23 protein-coding genes are annotated in these 26,049 nt (G+C 44.1%); 20 read left to right on the top strand and 3 right to left on the bottom strand.

Going from position 1 to position 26,049, the window contains the following annotated elements:
* Positions 1-87 precede the first annotated feature (87 nt).
* The 6 genes from dxs to spo0A all read left to right on the top strand — a co-directional run bounded on the left by dxs (position 88) and on the right by spo0A (position 7,511).
* Positions 88-1,980 carry a 1-deoxy-D-xylulose-5-phosphate synthase gene (gene dxs / locus K1I44_RS01090; protein WP_219985122.1) on the top strand — a complete coding sequence of 631 codons (1,893 nt, stop codon included), beginning with the start codon at positions 88-90 and terminating at the stop codon, positions 1,978-1,980.
* Between the two features lie 3 nt (positions 1,981-1,983).
* The gene (locus K1I44_RS01085) at positions 1,984-2,826 is read left to right on the top strand and encodes a TlyA family RNA methyltransferase (RefSeq protein ID WP_219985010.1); all 843 of its coding nucleotides are present in this window, start codon (positions 1,984-1,986) and stop codon (positions 2,824-2,826) included.
* Between the two features lie 93 nt (positions 2,827-2,919).
* Entirely contained in the window at positions 2,920-3,369 is a 450-nt protein-coding gene (ahrC, locus tag K1I44_RS01080; protein ID WP_003394146.1) for a transcriptional regulator AhrC/ArgR, read from the top strand.
* An 18-nt stretch (positions 3,370-3,387) separates the two neighbouring features.
* Positions 3,388-5,118 carry a DNA repair protein RecN gene (recN, locus tag K1I44_RS01075; protein ID WP_003394147.1) on the top strand — a complete coding sequence of 577 codons (1,731 nt, stop codon included), beginning with the start codon at positions 3,388-3,390 and terminating at the stop codon, positions 5,116-5,118.
* 114 nt (positions 5,119-5,232) lie between these two features.
* Positions 5,233-6,510, top strand: a complete 1,278-nt coding sequence (gene spoIVB / locus K1I44_RS01070; RefSeq protein WP_219985009.1) for a SpoIVB peptidase — start codon at positions 5,233-5,235, stop codon at positions 6,508-6,510.
* A gap of 218 nt (positions 6,511-6,728) precedes the next feature.
* A complete protein-coding gene (gene spo0A, locus K1I44_RS01065) occupies positions 6,729-7,511 on the top strand; it encodes a sporulation transcription factor Spo0A (protein WP_003394150.1) in 783 nt (260 codons plus the stop codon).
* A gap of 19 nt (positions 7,512-7,530) precedes the next feature.
* On the opposite strand, the gene K1I44_RS01060 is transcribed toward spo0A, so the two are convergent.
* A complete protein-coding gene (locus K1I44_RS01060) occupies positions 7,531-7,677 on the bottom strand; it encodes a YycC family protein (RefSeq protein ID WP_003394152.1) in 147 nt (48 codons plus the stop codon).
* Positions 7,678-7,732: 55 nt separating this feature from the next.
* On the opposite strand from K1I44_RS01060, the gene K1I44_RS01055 reads away from it, so the two are divergent.
* On the top strand, positions 7,733-8,467 hold the full coding sequence (locus K1I44_RS01055; protein WP_219985008.1) for a glycerophosphodiester phosphodiesterase: 735 nt from the start codon (positions 7,733-7,735) through the stop codon (positions 8,465-8,467).
* Here K1I44_RS01055 and K1I44_RS01050 read toward each other — a convergent pair.
* Positions 8,459-8,713 carry a DUF2627 domain-containing protein gene (locus K1I44_RS01050; RefSeq protein ID WP_003394167.1) on the bottom strand — a complete coding sequence of 85 codons (255 nt, stop codon included), beginning with the start codon at positions 8,711-8,713 and terminating at the stop codon, positions 8,459-8,461. The two genes, K1I44_RS01055 and K1I44_RS01050, sit on opposite strands and share 9 nt — an antisense overlap.
* Before the next feature lie 124 nt (positions 8,714-8,837).
* Between K1I44_RS01050 and K1I44_RS01045 the strand changes: the two genes are divergently transcribed.
* The 13 genes from K1I44_RS01045 to K1I44_RS00985 all read left to right on the top strand — a co-directional run bounded on the left by K1I44_RS01045 (position 8,838) and on the right by K1I44_RS00985 (position 25,917).
* Positions 8,838-10,904, top strand: coding sequence for a sigma 54-interacting transcriptional regulator (locus K1I44_RS01045; RefSeq protein ID WP_219985007.1), 2,067 nt, complete (start codon positions 8,838-8,840; stop codon positions 10,902-10,904).
* A gap of 127 nt (positions 10,905-11,031) precedes the next feature.
* Complete coding sequence (gene yqiS, locus K1I44_RS01040) at positions 11,032-11,934, top strand: phosphate butyryltransferase (protein ID WP_003394182.1); 903 nt, start codon at positions 11,032-11,034, stop codon at positions 11,932-11,934.
* 16 nt (positions 11,935-11,950) lie between these two features.
* The gene (gene bcd / locus K1I44_RS01035; protein ID WP_003394188.1) at positions 11,951-13,054 is read left to right on the top strand and encodes a branched-chain amino acid dehydrogenase; all 1,104 of its coding nucleotides are present in this window, start codon (positions 11,951-11,953) and stop codon (positions 13,052-13,054) included.
* Between the two features lie 66 nt (positions 13,055-13,120).
* Positions 13,121-14,221 carry a butyrate kinase gene (buk, locus tag K1I44_RS01030; RefSeq protein WP_003394189.1) on the top strand — a complete coding sequence of 367 codons (1,101 nt, stop codon included), beginning with the start codon at positions 13,121-13,123 and terminating at the stop codon, positions 14,219-14,221.
* Positions 14,222-14,233: 12 nt separating this feature from the next.
* Positions 14,234-15,655 (top strand): dihydrolipoyl dehydrogenase, encoded by a 1,422-nt coding sequence (gene lpdA / locus K1I44_RS01025; RefSeq protein WP_219985006.1) that lies wholly within the window; start codon positions 14,234-14,236, stop codon positions 15,653-15,655.
* 14 nt (positions 15,656-15,669) lie between these two features.
* A complete protein-coding gene (locus K1I44_RS01020; protein WP_003394191.1) occupies positions 15,670-16,668 on the top strand; it encodes a thiamine pyrophosphate-dependent dehydrogenase E1 component subunit alpha in 999 nt (332 codons plus the stop codon).
* A 2-nt stretch (positions 16,669-16,670) separates the two neighbouring features.
* A complete protein-coding gene (locus K1I44_RS01015) occupies positions 16,671-17,654 on the top strand; it encodes an alpha-ketoacid dehydrogenase subunit beta (protein WP_003394199.1) in 984 nt (327 codons plus the stop codon).
* A 12-nt stretch (positions 17,655-17,666) separates the two neighbouring features.
* Entirely contained in the window at positions 17,667-18,977 is a 1,311-nt protein-coding gene (locus K1I44_RS01010) for a dihydrolipoamide acetyltransferase family protein (RefSeq protein ID WP_219985005.1), read from the top strand.
* A 154-nt stretch (positions 18,978-19,131) separates the two neighbouring features.
* The gene (locus K1I44_RS01005) at positions 19,132-21,123 is read left to right on the top strand and encodes a methylmalonyl-CoA mutase family protein (RefSeq protein WP_219985121.1); all 1,992 of its coding nucleotides are present in this window, start codon (positions 19,132-19,134) and stop codon (positions 21,121-21,123) included.
* Complete coding sequence (gene scpA, locus K1I44_RS01000; protein ID WP_219985004.1) at positions 21,101-23,290, top strand: methylmalonyl-CoA mutase; 2,190 nt, start codon at positions 21,101-21,103, stop codon at positions 23,288-23,290. The genes K1I44_RS01005 and scpA overlap by 23 nt, the downstream gene beginning before the upstream one ends.
* Positions 23,287-24,360, top strand: coding sequence for a methylmalonyl Co-A mutase-associated GTPase MeaB (meaB, locus tag K1I44_RS00995; protein WP_003394208.1), 1,074 nt, complete (start codon positions 23,287-23,289; stop codon positions 24,358-24,360). Before scpA ends, meaB begins: the two co-directional genes overlap by 4 nt.
* A gap of 64 nt (positions 24,361-24,424) precedes the next feature.
* Positions 24,425-25,363 (top strand): aromatic acid exporter family protein, encoded by a 939-nt coding sequence (locus K1I44_RS00990; protein ID WP_219985003.1) that lies wholly within the window; start codon positions 24,425-24,427, stop codon positions 25,361-25,363.
* A gap of 50 nt (positions 25,364-25,413) precedes the next feature.
* Complete coding sequence (locus K1I44_RS00985; RefSeq protein WP_219985002.1) at positions 25,414-25,917, top strand: L,D-transpeptidase; 504 nt, start codon at positions 25,414-25,416, stop codon at positions 25,915-25,917.
* A gap of 30 nt (positions 25,918-25,947) precedes the next feature.
* Here the strand turns inward: K1I44_RS00985 and prli42 are convergent, their stop codons facing one another.
* Entirely contained in the window at positions 25,948-26,043 is a 96-nt protein-coding gene (gene prli42, locus K1I44_RS00980) for a stressosome-associated protein Prli42 (protein ID WP_009373849.1), read from the bottom strand.
* Positions 26,044-26,049: the final 6 nt, after the last annotated feature.

The following is a 26,049-nucleotide window of genomic DNA, read 5'->3' as shown; positions in this document are numbered from 1 at the left end:
GTGTAAACATGTTTGCCTGTATAATTAAAACTACAAAAAACCTGTATTATATCAGTTGTTTAGCCTATATGAAAGAGAGTGGTCGCATTGGATCTTGAAGCGATTCAAAACCCGAAATTTTTAAAACGAATGTCGAATGAACAGTTAATTCAATTAAGTGAACAAATTAGACAGTTTCTCATTGAAAAATTATCAAAAACAGGAGGACATATTGGTCCGAACCTCGGTGTTGTTGAATTGACGATTGCGCTTCATAAAGTATTCGACAGCCCGAAAGATAAGCTCATTTGGGATGTCGGCCATCAATCGTACGTGCATAAAATTTTAACCGGTCGGGCGAATCAATTCGATACGTTGCGTCAATATAAAGGATTATGTGGCTTCCCAAAACGAAGTGAAAGCGAACATGATGTATGGGAGACAGGACATAGTTCGACATCATTGTCGGCTGCGATGGGAATGGCCATTGCACGCGATTTAAAAGGAACGAATGAACATATTGTTCCAATCATTGGAGATGGTGCGCTTACAGGTGGAATGGCATTGGAAGCGTTAAACCATATCGGACACGAGAAAAAAGATATGATCGTCATTTTAAACGACAATGAAATGTCGATTGCCCCAAACGTTGGTGCATTGCATAATGTACTTGGGCGGTTGCGAACAGCCGGGAAATACCATTGGGTAAAAGATGAACTAGAGATGTTATTAAAGAAAATCCCAGCTGTCGGTGGAAAGCTTGCTGCAACTGCAGAACGAGTCAAAGATAGCATTAAGTATTTGCTCGTTTCAGGTGTATTTTTTGAAGAGCTAGGATTTACGTACTTTGGACCGGTGGATGGCCATAACTTTGAAGATTTGTTTGAAAACTTACATTATGCGAAAAAGACGAAAGGTCCTGTTCTCGTTCATGTGATAACGAAAAAAGGAAAAGGATATCACCCAGCAGAAAACGATAAAGTCGGAACGTGGCATGGCACAGGACCTTATAAAATTGAGACGGGGGATTTCATCCAATCAAAGCCATCTGCTCCATCGTGGAGTGCACTTGTTAGTGAAACCGTTCGTAAATTGGCGCGCGAGGATCGCCGCATTGTCGCGATTACCCCAGCAATGCCGGTCGGATCGAAGCTCGAAGGGTTTGCTAGCGAATTTCCTGAGCGCATGTACGACGTTGGAATTGCAGAACAACATGCGGCAACGATGGCTGCTGGTTTAGCGACGCAAGGAATGAAGCCGTTTTTAGCGATTTATTCAACGTTTTTACAGCGGGCGTATGACCAAGTTGTCCACGATATTTGTCGCCAAAACTTAAACGTATTTCTCGGCATTGACCGTGCAGGGCTTGTTGGGGCTGATGGTGAAACGCATCAAGGGGTGTTTGACATCGCATTTTTGCGCCACATTCCAAACATCGTATTAATGATGCCGAAAGATGAAAATGAAGGGCAGCATATGGTATATACAGCGATTCAATACGATGCGGGACCGATTGCGATGCGTTTTCCGCGCGGCAACGGTCTTGGCGTCCCGATGGATGAGCAATTGAAAACTATCCCAATCGGCACGTGGGAAGTGTTGCGGGAAGGGACGGATGTCGCTATTTTAACGTTTGGTACGACGATTCCGATGGCGCTTCAAGCAGCCGAACGTCTTGCGCATGACGGCATTTCTGTGCAGGTGGTCAATGCTCGCTTTATTAAGCCGCTTGATGAACATATGTTGCATACATTGCTGAAAAAAAGTATGCCGCTACTTACAATTGAAGAAGCTGTGCTTCAAGGTGGGTTTGGAAGCGCTGTGCTTGAATTTGCCCATGATCACGGCTACCATGGAGCAGTCATGGATCGAATGGGCATTCCGGATCGTTTTATTGAGCACGGGAATGTGTCGCAACTTTTAGAAGAAATTGGGTTGACGACAGAACATGTGATGGAGCGCATTTGTTTATTAACTCCGAAAAAAAGAAAAAGGGCATGAGAGATGAAAGGGAAGAAAGAACGTTTAGATGTACTACTTGTAGAGCGTGGGTTGGCTGAAACGCGCGAAAAAGCAAAGCGGACGATTATGGCTGGGCTCGTTTATTCAAACGAAATGCGGCTTGACAAGCCAGGGGAAAAAGTCCCCGTTGACATTCCGCTTACGGTAAAAGGAAATGCATTGCCATATGTCAGTCGAGGGGGACTGAAATTAGAAAAGGCGTTACGTGCATTTTCGCTTCAAGTAAAGGATAAAATGATGATCGATATTGGCGCATCAACAGGTGGATTTACGGACTGTGCGCTGCAAAATGGAGTGAAGTTGTCGTACGCTCTTGATGTTGGCTACAACCAATTGGCGTGGAAATTACGACAAGATGAGCGGGTTGTTGTGATGGAGCGGACGAACTTTCGCTACGTGACACCGAGCGATTTCCACGTCGGTTTACCAAATTTCGCGACGATCGATGTATCGTTTATTTCTTTGAAGCTTATTTTTCCTGTGTTAAAGACGATTTTAGTGCCTCATAGCGATGTCGTTGCGTTAGTCAAACCACAGTTTGAGGCTGGAAAAGATTTAGTTGGGAAAAAGGGCATCGTTCGTGATGCGCGCGTTCACGTACAAGTGCTTGAAACGATCATCGCATTCGCTCAACAAGAAGGATACGACGTGATGGGGCTCACGAACTCCCCTATTACAGGCGGCGATGGAAACATTGAGTTTTTACTTCATTTACGTTGGGAAGGAAAAGAAAAAGGAGAAAATTGTTTAACTGTTTCTCCGGAAGAAGTTGTTCAGGTGGCGCATGCTGAACTGAAAGAAAATAAAGAACATGCAGGGGAATAACAGACGGTTATTCCCTCTTGTTTGCCCACGAATCGTTCGGTAACATAGAAGTATAAATATGCAAATGTTATACACACGAGAGAGGTGTTTTCGTTGAATAAAGGACAACGTCATATTAAAATTCGTGAAATTATTTCCAATCATGATATTGAAACGCAAGATGAGCTTGTTGATATGTTGCGAAAAGAAGGATTTAACGTGACACAGGCGACTGTATCCCGAGATATTAAAGAACTTCATTTAGTGAAAGTTCCGATGATGGATGGCCGATATAAATATAGCTTACCGGCGGATCAACGGTTTAATCCGCTACAGAAATTGAAGCGAGCACTGATGGATGCATTCGTAAAAATTGATGGGGCTGGCCATTTGCTTGTGATGAAAACGTTGCCGGGCAATGCGCATGCTATCGGAGTGTTGCTGGATCATTTAGAGTGGAATGAAATTGTTGGAACGATTTGTGGGGATGATACGTGTTTAATTATTTGTCGCACGCCCGAAGATACAGAAGTCATTTCGAAACGATTATTGGACATGCTGTAATAAAGGTGTGAGTCGAACATGTTAGCAGAGTTATCTATTAAAAATTTTGCCATTATTGAATCGCTCTCGCTCTCATTCGAAAAAGGATTAACCGTTTTAACAGGAGAAACAGGGGCGGGGAAATCAATTATTATTGACGCTATTCATTTATTGATCGGTGGGCGCGGTTCAGCGGAGTTTGTTCGATATGGGGAGGCGAAAGCAGAAATTGAAGGACTTTTTCTGCTTGAACAAGACGACCATCCGTGCTACAACAAATGCGCTGAACTTGGCATCGATATAAGCGACGGCATGATTGTGCTTCGCCGTGAAATTACGGAGAGCGGGAAAAGTATTTGTCGCATTAACGGGAAGTTAGTAACGATTGCAACGTTACGTGAAGTCGGTGCAACACTTGTTGACATTCACGGACAACATGAACATCAAGAACTGCTCGATGAGAGTAAACATTTGCGATTATTAGATGAATATGGTGGAGAACGTATCCGAGAGGCGTTGGAAGAGTATGGAGCATTGTATGCGGCGTACGAGCGGGTGAAACGCCAGTTGCAGAAGTTGAACGAAAATGAACAACAAATGGCTCATCGGTTAGATTTGTTAACATTTCAGCTAGATGAAATTCAAAAAGCGCAGCTACAGCCAGATGAAGATGAACAGCTAATGGAAGAGAGACGTAAAATCGTTAACTTCCAAAAAATATATGAAGCGCTGCAAAGCAGTTATGAGGCGCTTTACGGGGAACAGCGCGGCCTTGATTGGATCGGTTTGGCGATGAACCATTTAGATCATGTCAGCGACTTGGACGCATCGCTAAAACAAGCGCAAGAAGTCGTATCGAACTGTTATTACTTATTGGAAGAAGTTGCTCATCAACTACGTGGGCAGTTAGACGGGCTAGAATATGATCCACTTCGACTTGATGAAATCGAAAGCCGTTTAAATGAGATTAACCATTTAAAACGCAAGTACGGTAAAACAGTGCGCGATATTTTAGAATATGCGGCAAAAGTGGAAGAAGAAATTGAAACCATTCAACATCGCGACGATCATATTCATAAATTGCAAGCTGAACTTCAATCGATTACTGCCGATTTGTTAGTTGAAGCAAAGCATATTAGCGAGTTGCGCATGCAATATGCTAAGCAGCTCATTGATAATATTCATCAAGAGCTGAAAGATTTATACATGGAAAAGACGACATTTGATGTCGTCTTTCGCAAGCGTCAAGGGGCATACGATGATCCGTTAGTGGATGGGGTTCCTGTCAAATTGCATGCAAGTGGCATAGATGAAGTTGAATTTTACATTTCGACGAATCCTGGTGAACCGTTAAAGCCGCTTGCTAAAGTTGCGTCAGGTGGGGAACTGTCGCGCATCATGCTCGCTTTAAAAAGCATTTTCTCAAAACATCAAGGTGTTACTTCCATTATTTTTGATGAAGTGGATACGGGTGTGAGCGGACGAGTAGCTCAAGCGATTGCAGAAAAAATTTATCGCGTCGCACGTCATTCACAAGTGCTTTGCATTTCGCATTTGCCCCAAGTTGCGGCGATGGCAGATACGCATTTATTCATCGCTAAAGAAACGGTCGATGGACGGACGAAAACGACCGTTGAAGCATTAAATGAAGAAGAAAAAATTAACGAAATTAGCCGCATGATTTCGGGAGTAGAAATTACCCAACTGACGAAACAGCACGCTCATGAGTTGTTACAACTAGCGGAAAAAATCAAAAATGAAACAGCATAAATACCAACATTGGCATTGTTTTTTCATTTCATTCGGTTATATTTCGATTGTTTCAGGCAACATTAAATAGTGTAGGATTCGGTGTGTACGTAGGAACGAGGAGAGTGAAGACATTTGGATTTTGACAAATTAAGAAAAGGAATAGGTGCATTTCTCCTTGTTTCTTTTATCGTTCTCAGTATGGCAACGCCATTTCAAAAATATGTAAAAATTCCGAAACAACTTGTTTTATTTCACGGGCAAACGGCTCATGTGCCTGCGTTTGGCCCCGTTCAAGCTGTAACAACGAATGCGGTTCATGTTCAACAAAAAGAAAAGTTAGCAATTAGCGGAGAACATGTCGGAGAAAGTGATGTTATACTGCAAATGGCAGGATTTCCGATTAAACAAGTCAATGTAAAAGTATTGCCAGACTTCAAAGTCGTTCCAGGTGGTCAATCGATTGGCGTGAAGCTGAATACGGTTGGTGTTCTCGTCGTGGGCCATCACTTAGTCGAAACGGAACAAGGGAAGCAGTCGCCGGGCGAAACGGCCGGCATCCAAGTTGGAGATGCGATTACGCACATCAACGGGAAAAAAATCGAAAAGATGACGGACGTGTCCCCGTTCATCGAAGAAGCGGGAAAGACAGGGAAGCCGTTGCGACTGACTGTTGCGCGTGATCGTCATACGTTTGAAACGACGCTCACTCCGTTAAAAGATAAACAAGACGAAGCATACCGCATCGGATTGTATATTCGTGACTCAGCAGCAGGAATCGGCACGATGACGTTTTATGATCCGAAATCAAACATATATGGCGCACTCGGTCATGTCATTTCTGATATGGACACGAGAAAGCCGATCGTCGTTCGCAACGGAACGATTGTTAAATCAACGGTAACAGCCATTGATAAAGGAAGAAATGGTAGCCCGGGTGAAAAGCTAGCGAGGTTTTCAAGTGATAAACAAGTCATCGGTGACATTAAAACGAACAGTCCGTTTGGTATTTTCGGCAAGCTCTCGAAACCGATTCAAAATGGCATTTTTGATGAACCAATGCCGATTGCACTATCAACAGATGTAAAAAAAGGGCCTGCAAAAATATTGACCGTTGTTGAAAAAGATCGTGTGGAGGCGTTTGATGTTGAAATCGTCAGCGTAACACCACAGAAATTTCCTGCTACAAAAGGAATGATTATTAAAGTGACCGATCCTCGTTTGTTAGAAAAAACGGGCGGTATCGTTCAAGGAATGAGCGGAAGTCCAATCATTCAAGACGGAAAATTAATTGGTGCGGTGACACACGTATTTGTTAACGATCCGACATCTGGATACGGCGTGCATATCGAGTGGATGTTGCATGAAGCTGGAATTAACATTTACGATAAAAGCAAGCAAAAAGCGAGCTAATATTAGCTTGCTTTTTGTTTTTCCACACAATTTGTCATATTTTATCATGACACGACGTAAGTATGTAGTGTAAAATGAAAGAAAAAGTGTACGTGCATGTTTTATGAAAAATATAAATTATTTGACTAATTTTGCAAAGCGAAAAAGGATTTTTGTCCATGGCGTCGAATTAAGCACGTATGTGACAAAAGATCATTGCTTTAGGGAGGAAGGATTTCGTGAGTACAATAAAAGTGTGTATTGTAGATGATAATCGAGAATTAGTGCACTTGCTTGAGGAATACATTACAAGCCAAGGAGACATGGAAGTTATTGGTGTTGCGTATAATGGACAAGATTGTTTGCAATTGTTGCGCGAACGCGATCCAGATGTATTGATTCTTGACATTATTATGCCGCATTTGGACGGGTTAGCTGTACTAGAAAAATTGCGGATAATTAAACAGCCGCTGCCTCATGTAATTATGTTGACAGCGTTTGGTCAAGAAGATGTAACGAAAAAAGCTGTTGAACTAGGCGCTTCTTACTTCATTTTAAAGCCGTTCGACATCGAACATTTAGTGAATCAAGTGCGCCAAGTATGCGGAAAAAAACCAGCTGTATTAAAGCGTCCACCACTTCTTTCACCAATTCGCGACGGAAAACCGAAAAACTTAGATGCGAGCATTACAAACATCATTCACGAAATCGGTGTTCCTGCACATATTAAAGGGTATTTATATTTGCGTGAAGCGATTGCTATGGTGTATAACGACGTGGAATTGCTCGGATCGATTACGAAAGTACTTTATCCAGATATTGCAAAAAAATATAACACAACAGCTAGTCGCGTAGAGCGAGCGATTCGTCATGCGATTGAAGTCGCATGGAGTCGCGGCAATTTAGAGTCGATTTCGTCTTTATTTGGTCATACGGTCAGCATGTCAAAAGCAAAGCCGACAAACTCTGAGTTTATCGCGATGGTCGCTGATCGGTTAAGACTCGAACATAAGGCGAGCTAAAAAAAAGGTAGTCGGATGGCTACCTTTTTTGTTGTTCGTTTTTTTCGATTTCGAGTAATTTTTGGATTAATACGTGTTGAGGCATGTGCATAATTTGTTCTATCGGCATATTTAACGCTTTAGATAGCTTTTGGGCTGTTTGTAACGAAATTTGTAACGGTCGCATAAGTGTCACCCCTTTCATATGTTAAGTATAAAACGTTTTTAAAGGTGGGAAAAGGATGGCGCATATTTTTGCTCATCGCGGCTCGGCAGGGACGCATCCGGAAAACACAATGGTATCTTTTATGGAAGCTGAGCGAGTGCAAGCAGACGGAATCGAACTTGACGTACAGCTTGCAAAAGACGGTGTTGTCGTTGTCATTCATGATGAAACGGTCAATCGCACGACAGACGGAACAGGATGGGTTGGGCAAATGACGTATCGTCAGTTGCGGAAATTAAACGCTAATTATAAATTTAAACAATACGGTTTTTGTCCGATTCCATCGCTACAAGAAGTGCTTGAGTGGGCACAAGGTAATTCGTTGCTCATCAATATTGAATTAAAAAACAACCTCGTGCCTTATGAACGATTAGAAGAAAAAACGATAGAGCTCGTTGAACGATATCGTTTAGCGTCACGTGTCATTTTTTCTTCATTTAACCATGAAAGTATGGCGACATGCCGTACGTTAGCACCGCACATTGAAACGGCTCTACTATATATGGAAAAGCTACATCAACCGTGGAATTACGCCCATACTTTACGCGCTTTAGCGCTTCATCCGTACCATCCGACAGTTGATCGATCGTTCGTTGAAGCGGCCCACGCGAATGATTTGCTCGTGCGTCCTTTTACAATCAATAAAGAAGAATGGATGAAAAACATGTTTCAATATAAAGTGGATGGTATATTCACTGATTTTCCTGAAAAAGCGAAACATATACGTGAAAAAACGCTTCGATCACTCTGAATCGAAGCGTTTCTTTTTTTGAAAGCGAGCTTGTACTTTATTTCGCTTGCGATCGCGGTGTAAAATAAATCCCCCGATAAAACCGAGGCCAGCGATGAAGCAAATGAAACCGAGCAAGAACTGAACGACAAGCGATGGGATTGGTGCGTGTAAAATGCCGAATGCTGTATCGCGCATCCATTTAATTCCTAACGCTGCGATAAATCCAGGAATAAGCAAAATAAGTAAGGCGATCGTTCGTTGCATAAAACAAAACCCTTTCCATTCGTTCTGTTTTCATCATAAATGTTTTCGTTTGTTTGTCAAGAAAAGAAAAACAATGTATGATGAAAGCGTCTGCAAAAAATTGCAAACGAATAGGTGATGGGAAATGAAAAAAGTATTAATTGTTGGGGCAGGCAAAGGTGGAAGTGCACTATTAAAAATGTTTCATGAAACAAAATTGATGGATGTTGTAGCCGTTGTGGATCGAAATCATGATGCACCGGGAATAAGTATCGCGCGGGAGATGGGGATTCAAACGAGCAATAACTGGCGTGATGTGTTGACGGAACATATTGATATCATTGTCGAAGTAACAGGAGACGATCACGTGTTTACGGCGTTGCGCCAAGCTAGTCCTGCACATACGGTCGTCATTCCAGGTGACATCGCATATATTATTGCACAGCTCGTCGAAGAAAAAGAGCAATTGATCGCTACGTTGAAAACAGCGACAACAAAACATGACCTCATTTTTAACTCGACGCATGATGGAATGATCGTAATTGACGAACGCGGTTATGTGACGCATGTGAATCCGAGCGCAGAAAAAATGATAGGGAAAGCGAAAAAAGAAGTGGTTGGTACTCATATTTTACATGTCATTCCAGCTAGCGGTTTGCCGCGCGTATTACAAACGAGGGAAGTAGAGTTAAACCAAGAACTGTTATTAGAAAATGGAAAAAAAATGATTACGACGCGTATTCCGCTTATAGATGAAAACGGAAAACTATTTGGTGCTTTCGCAGTATTTAAAGATATTACAGAAGTTGTTCATTTAGCAGAAGAGGTAACAAACTTAAAAGAAATTCGCACGATGTTAGAAGCGATTATTCATTCTTCAGAAGAAGCTATTTCGGTCGTTGACGAGCATGGTAACGGCATTTTAATTAATCCAGCGTACACGAAACTGACCGGTTTGTCAGAAGAAGAAGTGATTGGAAAACCAGCGACAGCGGACATTTCCGAAGGGGAAAGCATGCACATGAAAGTGTTGAAAACACGCCGACCAGTAAGGGGTGTACGCATGAAAGTCGGTCCAAAAAAACGTGATGTCGTCGTCAACGTCGCCCCAATTATTGTTGATGGGATGTTAAAAGGAAGTGTTGGCGTCATTCATGATGTATCAGAAATTGAGCAACTAACTTCTGAATTGCAACGTGCGCGCCAAATTATTCGCACATTGGAAGCGAAATATTCCTTCGATGACATTGTTGGCACGTCAGAGGAAATGATGTTAGCGATTGAACAAGCGAAATTAGCAGCGAAAACACCGGCAACCATTTTGCTTCGTGGCGAATCAGGGACAGGAAAAGAATTGTTCGCCCATGCCATTCATAATGCAAGTGATCGAAAATATCACAAATTCGTTCGTGTGAACTGCGCTGCCATCTCTGAATCGCTGCTTGAAAGTGAGTTGTTTGGTTATGAAGAAGGTGCATTTTCAGGGGCAAGACGCGGGGGAAAAAAAGGATTGTTTGAAGAAGCGAACAACGGAAGTATTTTTTTAGATGAAATAGGTGAATTATCTGCCAATATGCAAGCGAAATTGTTGCGTGTTTTGCAAGAAAAAGAAATTGTGCGCGTTGGTGGCACAAAGCCGATCCCTATTAATGTGCGTGTTATTGCCGCAACGAATGTTCATCTCGAAAAAGCGATTGCCGATGGAACGTTTCGTGAAGACTTATATTATCGGTTAAATCGCATGCCGATTCACATTCCTCCATTACGTGCGCGCAAACAAGATATTCCGGCGCTATGTGAGCGGCTCATACAAAAACTAAATCAAGATTATGGACGGAATGTGGAAGGAATTACGGATGATGCGCTAAATGACTTGCTTTCATACGATTGGCCAGGAAATGTACGAGAGTTAGAAAATGTGTTAGGACGGGCTATGATTTTTATGAAATACAATGAAATGTTCATTGAACGAAAACATATTTCGTTGTTGCATAAACCGAAAGAGCACGAACATCTTTCGTCTCCAGAATGGACGCATGAGTCTAAGCCGTTAGCGGAATTAGTTGAACAGTACGAAGCAAAAGTGATTGAAAGCGTTTTACGCGCGTGTCAAGGGAATAAAACCGCTGCTGCTAAACAACTCGGCATTTCGATTCGAAATTTATATTACAAACTTGAAAAGTATGGACTTGACAAAAAAAGCATGCAATAATGTTCATAGTATGCAAAAAGTTGCAGTTAAAAATAAATAAAATAAAGCGTTTTCAATACCAAAAAAGTTGGCACGATTTTTGCGATAATAAAAAGTGACGAAAAAATAAAGGGGTTGAGTAGATGAGATGAAGCTACAATCGTTGATCACCAAAGCAACCCAATTTCCTGAAGCGACTGTAGCTGTGGCGGCAGCTGAAGATACAGAAGTGTTAAGAGCGGTCGCACAAGCTTTACAAGCGGGATTCGGGCGATTCGTTTTATATGGCGATGAGTCGGTTTTATCGCGCCTTGTTCCCGAGCATGTTCACGATGTACATCGCGATCATATTCGCATCGTTCATGCTTCGACAAAAGAGGAAGCAGCTCACATGGCCGTGAAAGCGGTACATGGAAAAGAAGCGAGCGTTCTAATGAAAGGGAACGTACCGACGGCAACCATTTTAAAAGCGGTATTAAACAAAGAGTATGGGCTTCGTACAGGCAATGTTTTGTCGCATGTCGCCCTATTTGATGTGCCACATTATGAACGGCCTATTTTTGTTACCGATGCCGCAATGAACATTACGCCTGATTTGCAACAAAAAGTAGAAATTATTATGAATGCGGTACAAGTGGCGAAAGCAGTTGGAATCAGTCATCCAAAAGTTGCTCCGCTCGCCGCTGTTGAAGTCGTGAATCCAGCGATGCCGGCAACGATTGACGCTGCCGCTCTTTCGTTAATGAACCAACGTGGGCAATTGAAAGACTGCATCGTCGATGGTCCGCTCGCTTTAGATAACGCCATTTCCGTCGAGTCTGCCCAACATAAAGGCATTCAAAGTTCGGTGGCAGGACAGGCTGATATTTTAGTTGTGCCAAATATTGAAACAGGAAATGTGCTTTATAAATCGCTCGTATACTTTGCCCGCGCACAAGTTGGAGCGATTATCGCAGGCGCAAAAGCGCCAATCGTCTTAACTTCTCGTGCTGATTCAGCAGAGAGTAAGTTATATTCATTAGCACTAGCAATTTGTGCAGCGAACAAATAACAAGGGGGAACGAAAGATGGAGATTTTTAAATATATGGAGCAGTACGATTACGAACAATTAGTGTTTTGCCAAGATAAAGAGTCAGGATTAAAAGCGATCATTGCGATTCATGATACAACGCTCGGTCCAGCGCTAGGCGGAACGCGCATGTGGATGTATGAATCAGAAGATGCGGCCATCGAGGATGCTCTTCGCTTAGCGCGTGGTATGACATATAAAAACGCTGCAGCTGGCTTGAATCTTGGCGGTGGAAAAGCGGTCATCATCGGGGATCCACGCAAGGACAAAAACGAAGCGATGTTCCGGGCGTTTGGTCGCTTCATTCAAGGATTAAATGGTCGTTACATTACGGCAGAAGATGTTGGTACAACAGTTGCTGATATGGACATTATTTACGAAGAAACAGATTATGTGACAGGTATTTCACCAGCGTTCGGTTCTTCTGGAAATCCTTCTCCGGTTACGGCGTACGGTGTTTACCGTGGAATGAAAGCGGCGGCAAAAGAGGCGTTTGGTAGCGATTCGCTTGAAGGAAAAGTTGTCGCAGTACAAGGTGTCGGCAACGTGGCTTACAATTTATGTCGTCATCTTCATGAAGAAGGAGCAAAGCTCATCGTTACAGATATTAATAAAGAAGCGGTGCAACGCGTTGTCGAACAGTTTGGCGCAACAGCAGTAGACCCGAACGACATTTACGGGGTAGATTGCGACATTTTCGCTCCGTGTGCGCTCGGAGGAATCATTAACGATCAAACGATTCCACAATTAAAGGCAAAAGTGATTGCTGGCGCTGCGAACAACCAATTACGCGAAGCAAGACATGGAGACATCATTCATGAAATGGGCATCGTTTACGCGCCGGATTATGTCATTAATGCTGGTGGTGTCATTAACGTAGCAGATGAGTTATACGGATACAACCGCGAACGCGCAATGAAAAAAGTTGAACAAATTTACAACAACATCGAAAAAGTCATCGAAATTGCGAAGCGTGACGGCATTCCGACATATCAAGCCGCTGATCGTTTAGCTGAGGAGCGTATTGCAAAAATGCGTCAATCACGCAGCCAATTTTTACAAAACGGTCAGCATATTTTAAGCCGTCGCCGCACGCGCTAAAAACACGTAGCGAAGCGAGGACGGATCGTTCTCGCTTCGTCGATGATAAAAATGGAGGGTCAAACATTGCAAGAACATTCATTTCGCATCTTAGTCATTAATCCGGGATCGACGTCAACGAAAATCGGCGTCTTTGATAACGAGCGCTCCATTTTAGAGAAAACGATTCGACATGATACGGAAGCGTTGCGAGCGTATAAAAAAATTATCGACCAATATGAATTCCGAAAGCAAACGATTTTAGAAACGCTCGATCATGAAGGGATCAACATTTCGAAACTTGATGCGGTATGCGGGCGCGGTGGCTTGCTCCGTCCGATTGAAGGTGGAACGTACGCCGTAAACGAAGCGATGCTGCAAGATTTAAAGCGCGGATACTCAGGTCAACACGCTTCCAATCTTGGCGGTATTTTAGCGCACGAAATTGCTTCAGCATTAAATATACCGGCATTTATTGTCGATCCGGTCGTCGTCGATGAGCTTGATCCAATTGCCCGCATTTCTGGTTTTTCACTTATTGAACGCCGCAGCATTTTTCATGCGCTCAATCAAAAAGCTGTCGCTCGCCGCGTCGCCAAACAAATGGGAAAAGCGTATGAAGAAGTGAATTTGATCGTTGCGCATATGGGTGGAGGCATTACAGTCGGCGCACATAAACAAGGACGTGTCGTTGATGTAAACAACGGACTAGATGGAGAAGGGCCGTTCAGCCCAGAGCGCGCTGGCACTGTACCGGCTGGTGATCTCGTCTCTCTCTGTTTTTCGGGTGAATATTATCGTGAAGAAATTATGCGCATGCTCGTTGGTGGCGGGGGGCTCGTTGGTTATTTAGGGACGAACGATGCGGTGAAAGTTGAACAAATGATCGAAAATGGTAATGAGAAAGCGAAACTAATTTATAGTGCGATGGCATATCAAGTAGCGAAAGAAATTGGAGCTGCAAGCGCAGTGCTAGCTGGAAAAGTCGATGCCATTATTTTAACGGGTGGCTTAGCGTATGGAAAACAGTTTGTGAAAGAAATTGCGGATCGCGTGCAATGGATTGCCGATGTTATCGTGCAGCCAGGGGAAAATGAATTGCAGGCGCTTGCTGAAGGGGCGCTTCGCGTATTGCGCGGAGAAGAAGAAGCGAAACAATATCCACAGGCGGTCAAAACAACGGTTTAAGGGGATGAAACGATGGCAAAAGAGTACGACGTAGTCATACTTGGGGGCGGAACGGGCGGATATGTCGCTGCGATTCGCGCTGCCCAACTCGGTTTAAAAACAGCAGTTGTAGAAAAAGGAAAGCTTGGTGGAACGTGTTTGCATGCTGGATGCATTCCGAGCAAAGCGTTGTTACGAAGTGCGGAAGTATATGCCCAGACGAAAGAAAGCGAAACGTTTGGTGTACTTGCTAGCGAGGTGCGTTTAGATTTTGCTAAAGTGCAAGCGCGCAAGCAAGCGATCATTGAGCAGTTGCATAAAGGCATTCACATGTTGATGAAAAAAGGGAAAATCGATGTGTATGAAGGGACAGGACGCATTTTAGGCCCATCGATTTTTTCACCGATGCCAGGAACGATTTCAGTTGAGATGAATGATGGAACGGAAAATGAAATGCTTGTGCCGAAGTATGTTGTTATTGCAACAGGTTCCCGTCCACGTACGTTGCCTGGCTTAACCATTGACGGTCAATTCGTTATGACGTCAGATGAAGCGTTGCGTATAGAGACGTTGCCATCTTCTATCATCATCGTTGGTGGCGGTGTAATCGGAATCGAATGGGCGTCGATGTTGAACGATTTCGGTGTCGATGTGACGGTCATTGAATACGCGGATCGTATTTTGCCGACGGAAGATCGCGACGTATCAAAAGAGATCGAGAAAATATTAAAGCAGCGTGGTGTGCGCATTGTTACAAAAGCGAAAGTATTGCCTGACACACTCGTTGTTGAACATGGTGTAACTATTCAGGCCGAAATAAACGGGAAAAACGAAACGTTTACAGCTGAAAAAATGCTCGTTTCTGTCGGACGTCAAGCGAACGTTGAAGGCATCGGATTAGAAAATACTGATATTGTCATCGAAAAAGGATTTATTCAAACGAACGAGTATTATCAAACGAAAGAAAAACATATTTATGCGATTGGCGATGTAATTGGTGGGTTGCAGCTTGCCCATGTCGCTTCACATGAAGGAATCATCGCGGTTGAACACCTTGCTGGACATACCGTTCATCCGCTCAATTATGAGATGGTACCAAAATGCATTTACAGCCGTCCGGAAGCAGCGAGTGTTGGTTTAACAGAAGAAGAGGCGAAAGCGAAAGGATACGATGTGAAAGTTGGCAAATTCCCATTTAAAGCGATCGGAAAAGCGCTCGTATATGGGGAAGCTGACGGATTTGTAAAAATCATCGCTGATGCAAAAACAGACGATGTGTTAGGTGTGCATATGGTTGGTCCGCACGTCACAGATATGATTTCCGAAGCTGGATTAGCGCGCGTGCTTGATGCAACACCGTGGGAAATTGCCCACACGATTCATCCGCATCCGACGCTGTCAGAAGCGATGATGGAAGCAGCGCTGGCCGTCGACGGAAAAGCGATTCATTTTTAAAGGAGGAATGAATGATGGCGGAAAATCGTCATAAACAACTCGGTTTAAGCGATGAAACCGTTTTGCAAATGTATGAAACAATGGTATTAGCGCGTAAAATTGACGAACGGATGTGGCTACTAAACCGCGCAGGTAAAATTCCATTTGTCATTTCTTGTCAAGGACAAGAAGCGGCGCAAGTAGGAGCAGCGTTCGCTTTAGATCGCACGAAAGACTACGTATTGCCATATTACCGCGACATGGGCGTCGTCTTAACGTTCGGTATGACACCGACTGAATTGATGCTTTCGGCATTTGCAAAAGCGGAAGATCCAAACTCTGGCGGACGTCAAATGCCTGGGCATTTCGGGAAGAAGAAAAATCGAATTGTCACCGGTTCTTCTCCTGTGACAACGCAAGTGCCACATGCCGTTGGTATTGCGCTAGCGGCGAAAATGGAGAAGAAAGATTTTGTGTCGTTCGTGACATTTGGTGAAGGGTCGTCAAACCAGGGCGACTTCCATGAAGGAGCAAATTTTGCTGGCGTTCATAAGCTGCCTGTCATTTTCATGTGCGAAAACAATAAATACGCCATTTCGGTTCCAATCGAAAAACAACTCGCTTGTGAAAAAGTATCAGATCGTGCGATTGGTTATGGTATGCCGGGATATACAGTTGACGGTACGGATCCGCTTGAAGTATATCGCGTCGTGAAAGAAGCGGCAGACCGTGCGCGGCGCGGCGAAGGGCCAACGTTAATTGAAACGGTCGCTTATCGTCTAACCGCTCATTCATCAGACGATGATGATCGCGCGTATCGTACGCCAGAAGAAATTGCTGAAGCGAAAGCAAAAGATCCAATTTACTTATTTGCGAACTACTTAAAAGAAGTAGGCGTATTAACGGATGAACTGGAAAAAGAAATTCTCGATCGCGTCATGAAGCAAGTGAACGAAGCGACAGACTACGCGGAAAAAGCACCATATGCACAACCAGAGCATGCGTTGAAATACGTGTACGCAGAGGAGGAATAAACATGCCTGTCATTTCATATATCGATGCCGTTACGATGGCGATTCGCGAAGAAATGGAACGTGACCCGCGCGTATTCGTACTTGGGGAAGATGTCGGAAAAAAAGGTGGCGTATTTAAAGCGACGCAAGGACTGTATGATCAATTTGGCGAAGAGCGCGTCATCGATACGCCGCTTGCGGAATCTGCAATCGTTGGTGTCGGCATTGGCGCAGCTATGTACGGATTACGTCCAATTGCTGAAATTCAATTTGCCGATTTTATCATGCCGGCTGTAAACCAAATCATTTCGGAAGCGGCGCGCATTCGTTATCGTTCAAATAACGATTGGAATTGTCCGATTGTCATTCGTGCGCCGTACGGCGGTGGCGTTCACGGGGCGTTATACCATTCTCAATCTGTTGAAGCGATTTTTGCGAATCAACCGGGACTAAAAATTGTTATGCCATCTACCCCATACGACGTGAAAGGATTATTAAAAGCGGCCATTCGCGATGAAGATCCAGTTTTATTTTTTGAACATAAGCGAGCATATCGTCTCATCAAAGGAGAAGTGCCGACAGACGATTATGTGCTGCCGATTGGTAAAGCAGATGTCAAACGTGAAGGAGAAGACATCACAGTCATTACGTACGGTTTATGTGTTCATTTCGCGCTACAAGCTGCTGAAAAATTGGCGCAAGAAGGCATTTCTGCACACATTTTAGATTTGCGTACTGTATATCCGCTCGATAAAGAGGCGATTATTGAAGCCGCAAGCAAAACAGGAAAAGTGTTGCTTGTGACAGAAGACAATAAAGAAGGAAGCGTCATGAGCGAAGTTGCTGCCATCATTGCCGAACATTGCTTGTTCGACTTAGACGCACCGATTATGCGACTAGCTGGTCCAGATGTTCCGGCTATGCCATATGCACCAACGATGGAAAAATTCTTTATGGTCAATCCAGATAAAGTCGAAAAGGCAATGCGCGAATTGGCGCAGTTTTAAGGAGGAGTCACGATGGCGATTGAGAAAATTACAATGCCACAGCTTGGTGAAAGTGTAACGGAAGGAACGATTAGCCAATGGCTCGTATCGGTTGGCACTCGTGTGAACAAATACGATCCGCTTGCGGAAGTGATGACAGATAAAGTAAATGCGGAAATCCCATCTTCATTTGCTGGTGTCATTAAAGAAATTATCGCAAAAGAAGGGGAAACGTTGCCGGTTGGTGCTGTCATTTGTACGATTGAAGTTGAAGGAGAAGGCACAGAAACGGCGGAAACGAAACGAGAAGAAGCACCGAAAACGGAAGCGCCGGCAGTGCCAGCACAAGCAGCAGCGCCGAAAAAACCAGCGGGAGAAAAAGGCCGCTATTCGCCAGCCGTTCTTCGCCTTGCCCAAGAGCACAACATCGACCTTGAACAAGTACAAGGAACAGGCATGGGCGGACGCATTACGCGCAAAGACTTGTTGAAATTGATTGAATCCGGCAACATCCCAACGCCAAGTCAAGCGTCAACAGCTCCGGTTCAAGCGCAAGCGTCTGTGCAATCGGTGCAAGAAGCACCAAAAGCGGAAGCTCCTGTTGCGGCAGCACCAAAACAAGCCGCTGCGCCTAACGTTCAACCGGGCGATATTGAAATTCCAGTTACACCGGTTCGGAAAGCGATTGCGACGAACATGCTTCGCAGCAAGCACGAAGCTCCACATGCATGGACGATGGTAGAAGTCGATGTGACAAACTTAGTTGCTTATCGCGATTCAATTAAAGACGAGTTTAAAAAGCGTGAAGGCTTTAACTTAACGTATTTTGCGTTTTTTGTAAAAGCAGTCGCGCAAGCATTAAAAGAATTCCCACAAATGAACTCGATGTGGGCAGGAGATAAAATCGTTCAAAAGAAAGATATTAACATTTCGATTGCTGTAGCGACAGATGATGCTTTATTTGTACCAGTCATTAAACATGCTGATGAAAAATCGATTAAAGGTATTGCGCGTGAAATTGCTGAATTAGCAGCGAAAGTGCGGGCTGGTAAACTCCGCCCAGAAGATATGCAAGGCGGTACATTCACTGTCAACAACACAGGTTCGTTCGGTTCAGTGCAGTCGATGGGCATCATTAACTATCCGCAAGCAGCGATTTTGCAAGTGGAATCGATCGTCAAACGCCCTGTCGTGAAAGATGGTATGATCGCTATTCGCGACATGGTTAACCTTTGCTTATCGCTCGATCATCGCGTGCTCGACGGCTTAATTTGCGGTCGTTTCCTAGCGCGTGTCAAAGAAATTTTAGAGCATGTAACAAAAGAAAATACGCCGATCTATTAATATCAAAAAGAGGGTAACGGTTCGTTATCCTCTTTTTGATATAAACGATTTTTCTTTTCTTCCTTACACCGATATACTACAATAAAAATGTAACGAATATTTTCAAAAATATGAAAAGAAAGCGTTTTAAAAACAAAGGGGGATGGGTGCTACAATGAAACAAGTATCGTTTCCGATTCCGAGCTATGATGAATGGAAACAAGAAGTGGAGCGATCGTTAAAAGGGAAACCGATCGATCAACTATACTCCACGACATATGAGCATATTCAACTAAAACCAATTTACACACGTGCCGATTTAGAAGGTGCGCATGTTGAACAATACCCAGGCTTCCCTTCTTATGTGCGCGGAACAAAAGCAGAGGGGTACATAAAAAAAGGATGGGAAGTGAGCCAACAATGTGCAGCTTCGACACCTGAACGATGGAATGCGCTCATAAAACAGCAGCTTGAACGTGGACAGACCGAAATTCATGTCGTATTGCCAAAGTTAAACTTTTCCGTTCAAACGCTCGAACAAGTTGGAGCAATGTTTTCAAATATATGTTTAGAAGACTACTCTCTTCGAATCGATACAGGAGCATGTTCCTTTCCGTTTTTTCCGTTATTGGTCGAGTATATAAAGGAAAGTGGACAACCGCTTGACCGCATAAGCGGAACGATTGGCATGGATCCACTTGGCACCCTTGCAATAACAGGAAAGCTTCCGGTGCCACTTGCTCATTTATACGATACAATGGCGGATGTGACGAAATGGGCAACAATGCATATGCCGCATGTGAAAACGATTATCATCCATGCCGATCCGTATCATAATGGAGGAGGCAACGCCATTCAACAGCTTGCCTTTGCGTTTGCGACGGCCGTTGAATATATAAACGAATGTCTCGAACGCGGATTGACGATTGATGAAGTTGCGCAACGCATCGATTTTTCTTTCCCTGTCGGATCGCATTTCTTCATGGAGATTGCAAAGCTAAGGGCAGCGCGGCTCATTTGGACAAATATCGTGCAAGCATTTGGCGGGAGCGAACAATCACAAAAACTTTTTGTTCATGCATGCACATCGTATTTCACGAAGACGGTATACGATCCGTACGTGAACATGCTTCGTGCAACGACAGAAGCGTTTGCGGCGATTGTCGGTGGAGTAGACAGCCTTCACGTTTCCCCATTTAACGAACCGTTTGCAACAGAAGATGAATTGGCAGCGCGCATCGCTCGAAACACACAGCTCATTTTGCGGGAAGAAGCGCATATGGGGAAAGTGATCGATCCAGCAGGCGGTTCATATTACGTTGAAACGTTAACTGCGCAAGTTGCCGAACAGGCGTGGAAGCTATTCCAACAAATCGAAGCACAAGGCGGGATGACAAGCGCGCTTCAACGCGGATTTGTGCAAACGGAAATTGAAAACATCGCGAAACAACGCGAACAACATGTGAAAAGAAGAAAAGAAAAAATCGTCGGCACGAACGTATACGCCAATCTGACAGAACCGCCAGCGCCGAAGCATGTATATACCCCTTATGGAAAAACGCATATGTACGTAGATGTGAAAACGATGGAAGACGCGCTTGCATTCGTTCAACGTCGAGCGATCGCTCAACATGTTATAGGTGAAAATGAAAGCCCGGCTATTACCGTTTCACCGATTCGCCAATGGCGTCTATCTGAGCCATTTGAACAGCTTCGTCAAGCGTCGGAACGCCATGAAGAAACAAGCGGTCAGCGTCCAACTGTACATCTCGTCAATCTCGGGGCGATTCCAAAACATAAAGTACGCGCTGACTTTATTACCGGCTTTTTTGAAGCAGGTGGTTTTGCAGTCATAAAAAATGACGGCTATATGACGGTAGAGGAAGCGGTAAATGGAGTGCTGCAAACAAACGGAACGCATTATATCATTTGCGGGACAGATGATGATTATGTAGATGCCGTTCCGCATATTGTGCGTCAAGTAAAAATGGGAAAAACCGATGTTCGCATATATGTCGCAGGAAAACCGTCACCGGATGTTGAGGTAACGTTTACGGAAGCAGGCGTCGACGGGTATATTCATATCGGTTCAAATTGCTATGATACGATCTTGGCGTTTATGAAAGAGATGGGGGTGAACGTGGATGACGAAAATACATTTTATTAATCGACCGCTACAATATGGAAAGCAAGTCGATGAACAAACGTGGAAAGAAGCGATCGAACGAAACGTACAGGCGACATTAGATGACCTCGTATTTCAAACGAATGAGCAAATTGCAATTAAGCCGCTATATACGAAAGAAGATATTGCGGATCTTGATTTTCTTGACTATATGCCAGGCATTCCACCGTATTTGCGCGGACCGTACCCGTCCATGTACGTGAACCGACCTTGGACGATCCGCCAATATGCCGGTTTTTCAACGGCTGAGGAAAGCAACGCGTTTTATCGCCGCAATTTAGCGATGGGACAAAAAGGTCTTTCGGTGGCGTTTGACTTAGCAACGCACCGCGGCTACGATTCCGATCATCCGCGCGTCGTCGGCGATGTCGGAAAGGCAGGTGTTGCGATCGATTCTATATTAGATATGAAAACGTTGTTCGACGGTATTCCGCTTGATCAAATGTCCGTATCGATGACGATGAATGGAGCGGTATTGCCGATTATGGCGTTTTATATTGTGACGGCTGAAGAACAAGGAGTTAGACAAGAGCAGCTATCCGGAACGATTCAAAATGACATTTTAAAAGAATACATGGTTCGCAATACGTACATTTATCCACCGGATATGTCGATGCGCATCATTGCTGATATTTTTGCGTATACGTCAAAACATATGCCGAAGTTCAACAGCATTAGCATTTCTGGATACCATATGCAAGAAGCTGGTGCGCCGGCGGACATTGAGCTCGCTTACACGCTCGCTGACGGGCTAGAATATGTGCGCACAGGCTTAAAAGCAGGCATCGATATTGATTCGTTTGCTCCGCGCCTGTCGTTTTTCTGGGCGATCGGTATGAACTATTTTATGGAAGTAGCAAAAATGCGTGCAGCGCGCGTCATTTGGGCGAAAATGATGAAAACGTTTCATCCGAAAAATCCAAAATCGCTCGCTCTTCGGACGCATTCGCAAACGTCTGGCTGGAGCTTAACGGAGCAAGATCCGTTTAACAACGTTGTGCGCACATGTTTAGAAGCGCATGCGGCGGCGATGGGACATACGCAGTCGCTTCATACGAACGCGCTTGACGAGGCGATTGCATTACCGACAGATTTCTCAGCGCGTATCGCTCGCAACACGCAGCTTTATTTACAAGAGGAAACAGGCATTTGCCAAGTCATTGACCCATGGGCAGGCTCGTATTATGTGGAAACGTTGACGAATGAATTGATGAAGCGCGCATGGGCGCACATTGAGGAAATCGAAAACTTAGGTGGCATGGCGAAAGCGATTGAAACAGGATTGCCAAAAATGCGTATTGAGGAAGCGGCAGCAAGACGGCAAGCGAGAATTGATTCCGGGGCAGAAACGATCATCGGAGTAAATAAATATCGTCCGGAAAAACAAGCGCCGATTGACATTTTAGAAGTTGATAATACAGCTGTTCGGGAACGGCAAATTGAAAAGCTAAAACAATTGCGTGCATCGCGTGATGAAGGGCGTGTCCAACAAGCGTTGCAAGCGATTACGAAAGCAGCGGAAACAGGCGAAGGAAACTTGCTTGAACTAGCGATCGAGGCAGCGCGTGCCCGCGCTACGTTAGGTGAAATTTCAGATGCGATCGAAAAAGTAGCAGGGCGACATCGAGCGGTTATTCGCTCCGTAAGCGGCGTATATAGCGCGGAGTTTACGAACGAGGAAGAAATTGCACGCGTCAAAAAAATGACCGATGAATTTTATGAATTAGAAGGAAGACGTCCGCGTATTTTAATTGCGAAAATGGGACAAGATGGTCATGACCGCGGTGCTAAAGTAATTGCAACCGCCTTTGCAGATTTAGGATTTGACGTCGATATTGGCCCGCTCTTTCAAACACCGGAAGAGACGGCGCGACAAGCAGTTGAAAACGATGTGCACGTCGTTGGAATCAGCTCTCTTGCAGCAGGACATAAAACATTATTGCCGCAGCTCGTTGAGGAGTTGCGAAAACTTGGACGCGAAGATATTATTGTCGTCGTTGGTGGTGTCATTCCACCGCAAGACTATGAATTTTTATATGAACATGGAGCTGCAGCCATTTTTGGACCAGGTACCATTATCCCGGTTGCTGCCCAAAAAGTGTTGCAGGAAATTTATGAACGACTCGGTTATGAGGAAGTGAGCGAATGAGCGAGGAGCGAACATCCAGACGAGAACGGACCGATGACCGACAAGCATGTATGAAAGAGGGAGATCACGGGAGACGATGGGTGAAACGAAAAGAACGTTCGGTTGAGGAATATGTGACAGGTGTATTAAACAACGACCGTACCATTTTAGCGCAAGCGATCACCCTCATTGAAAGTCATGCCGCAAAGCATACAGAAAAGGCTCAGCGCATATTGCATGAACTTCTCCCGCATGTAGGACAGTCGATTCGCATTGGAATTACCGGCGTTCCAGGTGCGGGAAAAAGCACGTTTATCGAAGCATTTGGACAATTTTTATGCGACAAAGGTCATCGTGTTGCAGTGTTAGCAGTCGATCCGAGCAGCTCCCTGACAGGAGGGAGCATTCTTGGCGATAAAACGCGGATGGAAAATTTAGCGCGCCATCCGCGTGCGTTCATTCGCCCGTCGCCATCTGGGGGAACGCTCGGAGGTGTGCATCGAAAAACGCGCGAGACGATGTTGCTTTGTGAAGCGGCAGGCTATGACATTATCATTGTTGAGACGGTCGGTGTTGGACAAAGTGAAGTTGCAGTGCGTGGCATGGTTGATTTTTTCCTATTGCTCGCTTTAACGGGCGCTGGTGATGAATTACAAGGAATGAAAAAAGGAATGATGGAGCTTGTCGACGCAATTGTTATTAATAAAGCAGATGGAGATAATAAAGCAAAAGCGGAGCTAGCGAAAGAAGAATATAACCAAATTTTACATTACTTACGTCATGCGACGAAAGGATGGGAAACGAAAGCATATACATGTTCTTCGCTCTATGGTGAAGGAATTGAGCAAATTTGGGAAGCGATTGAACAGTTTGTGCGGACGACAAAACAGTCTGGCGTGTTTGCCGAAAGAAGAAAAGAACAGATGAAAGATTGGTTGCATACGATGATCAAAGATTATTTACACATTCGCTTTTTTCATCATCCCGCTGTTCAACAGCAGCTACCGAATATTGAACAAGAAGTGATGGAAGGAAAGCAACCAGTTACGATGGCTGCTCAACAACTCATTCGCCTATATGAACAAACGTAAAAGGTGTCCGTGATGGGCACTTTTTATGTGGAATGTGTTATAATGGGGGCGGAGTGTGATATATATGTTAAAAATTGGATACAGAACAACGAAAACAGCTATTGGAACAGCAGCTGCAATTGCTATTGCTCAGTCGTTGCACCTTGAGAATTTCGCTTCCGCTGGTATCATTACGCTGCTTTGTATCCAAGTGACGAAAAAAAAGTCGTTACAAACAGCGCGTGCTCGCTTGATCGCATGTTTAATCGGATTGCTGTTTTCGTTTTTGTTTTTTGAAGGACTTGGTTATCATCCGCTCTCCATTGCTTTATTGCTTTTATTTTTTATTCCAACGACCGTCTCATGGAAAGTGACTGAAGGAATTGCGACGAGTGCAGTTATTATTTTGCACGTATATATGGCTAAAGCGATGACGTGGCAACTTTTATATAATGAACTAATGCTCATTGTTATTGGCATTGGCATCGCACTGCTTGTGAATATGTACATGCCAAGTGTCGAAAAAGATTTAAAAGAGTATCAACGCATTGTAGAAGATTTATTCCGTATCATTTTTAAAGAAATTGTCCATTATTTACGTACGAATGAAAGCTTATGGGACGGAAAAGAAATTGCGTTAGTGGGCGATACGTTAAAGCAGGCGAAGGCGCTTGCGTTGCAAAATATCGAAAATCATTTTTTGCGCAATGAAGATTATTATTATCGGTATTTTCGAATGCGCGAGAAACAGTTTGAAATTATTGAGCGCATGTTGCCGCTTATTAGCTCAATGACGTACACGGTCGAACAGCGCAATATGATTGCCGATTTTATTGATGAACTAAGCGATGCAATTCACCCGGGAAATACAGCTGAATGTTTTATTCAGCAGCTGGAAGCGATGAAGAAACAGTTTCAACAAATGCCGCTTCCAAAAACGCGTGAAGAATTTGAAGAACGGGCTGCCCTTTTACATTTTGTAAAAGAAATGGAGCAATATTTAATGATTAAAAGTCAATTGTGACGGTATGACTCCCCTTTTTTGATGCAAAATAATTGAAAAAGGGTGAGATCATGCCGATTTTGTTTGCTTTACTTCTCCTTATTTCGCCACTTTGGCCGCTTGGAGACAATCCGCGCGTTGGTGATCCGATGATTATTGTCAACAAACAAACGAACAAACTTGCTTTTATTCGTAACGGGAAAATTGAGCGCATATATCCGGTAGCGACAGGAAAGACGAATGCGCTCACACCAGAAGGATTATTTACGGTTACGGTAAAGGCGGTAAATCCGTACTATCGAAAAAAAAACATTCCGGGAGGGGCACCGAATAACCCACTTGGCACGCGATGGATTGGGTTTGATGCGCGTGGGACGGACGGCCGAACATACGGCATTCATGGGACGAATCGGCCGTCATCGATTGGAAAGTATATTACAGAAGGATGTGTACGCATGCATAATCGAGATGTCGAAGCGCTATACCTAAACGTGCCGCTCGGAACGAAGGTCGCGATCGTGAAAACAAGTGAATCATTTCAACAGCTCGGTAAGAAGTATGGGGCACTTAAATAGAACAAGCTGGCCGAAAATGGTCAGCTTGTTCTATATCCACATGCTTAATCCTGCAAGTAACGATGTTAAAAGCATCGAACCGAGCATTAAATAGACGACAATTTTTTGCACTTTTTTTGAATGCATTTTTTT

This window comes from Anoxybacillus sp. ST4 (genome assembly GCF_019448545.1).
Taxonomy (GTDB): Bacteria; Bacillota; Bacilli; order Bacillales; family Anoxybacillaceae; genus Anoxybacillus; species Anoxybacillus pushchinoensis.
Note: the sequence above shows the minus strand (reverse complement) of the source record. Positions and strands in the feature narration are given on the sequence as shown.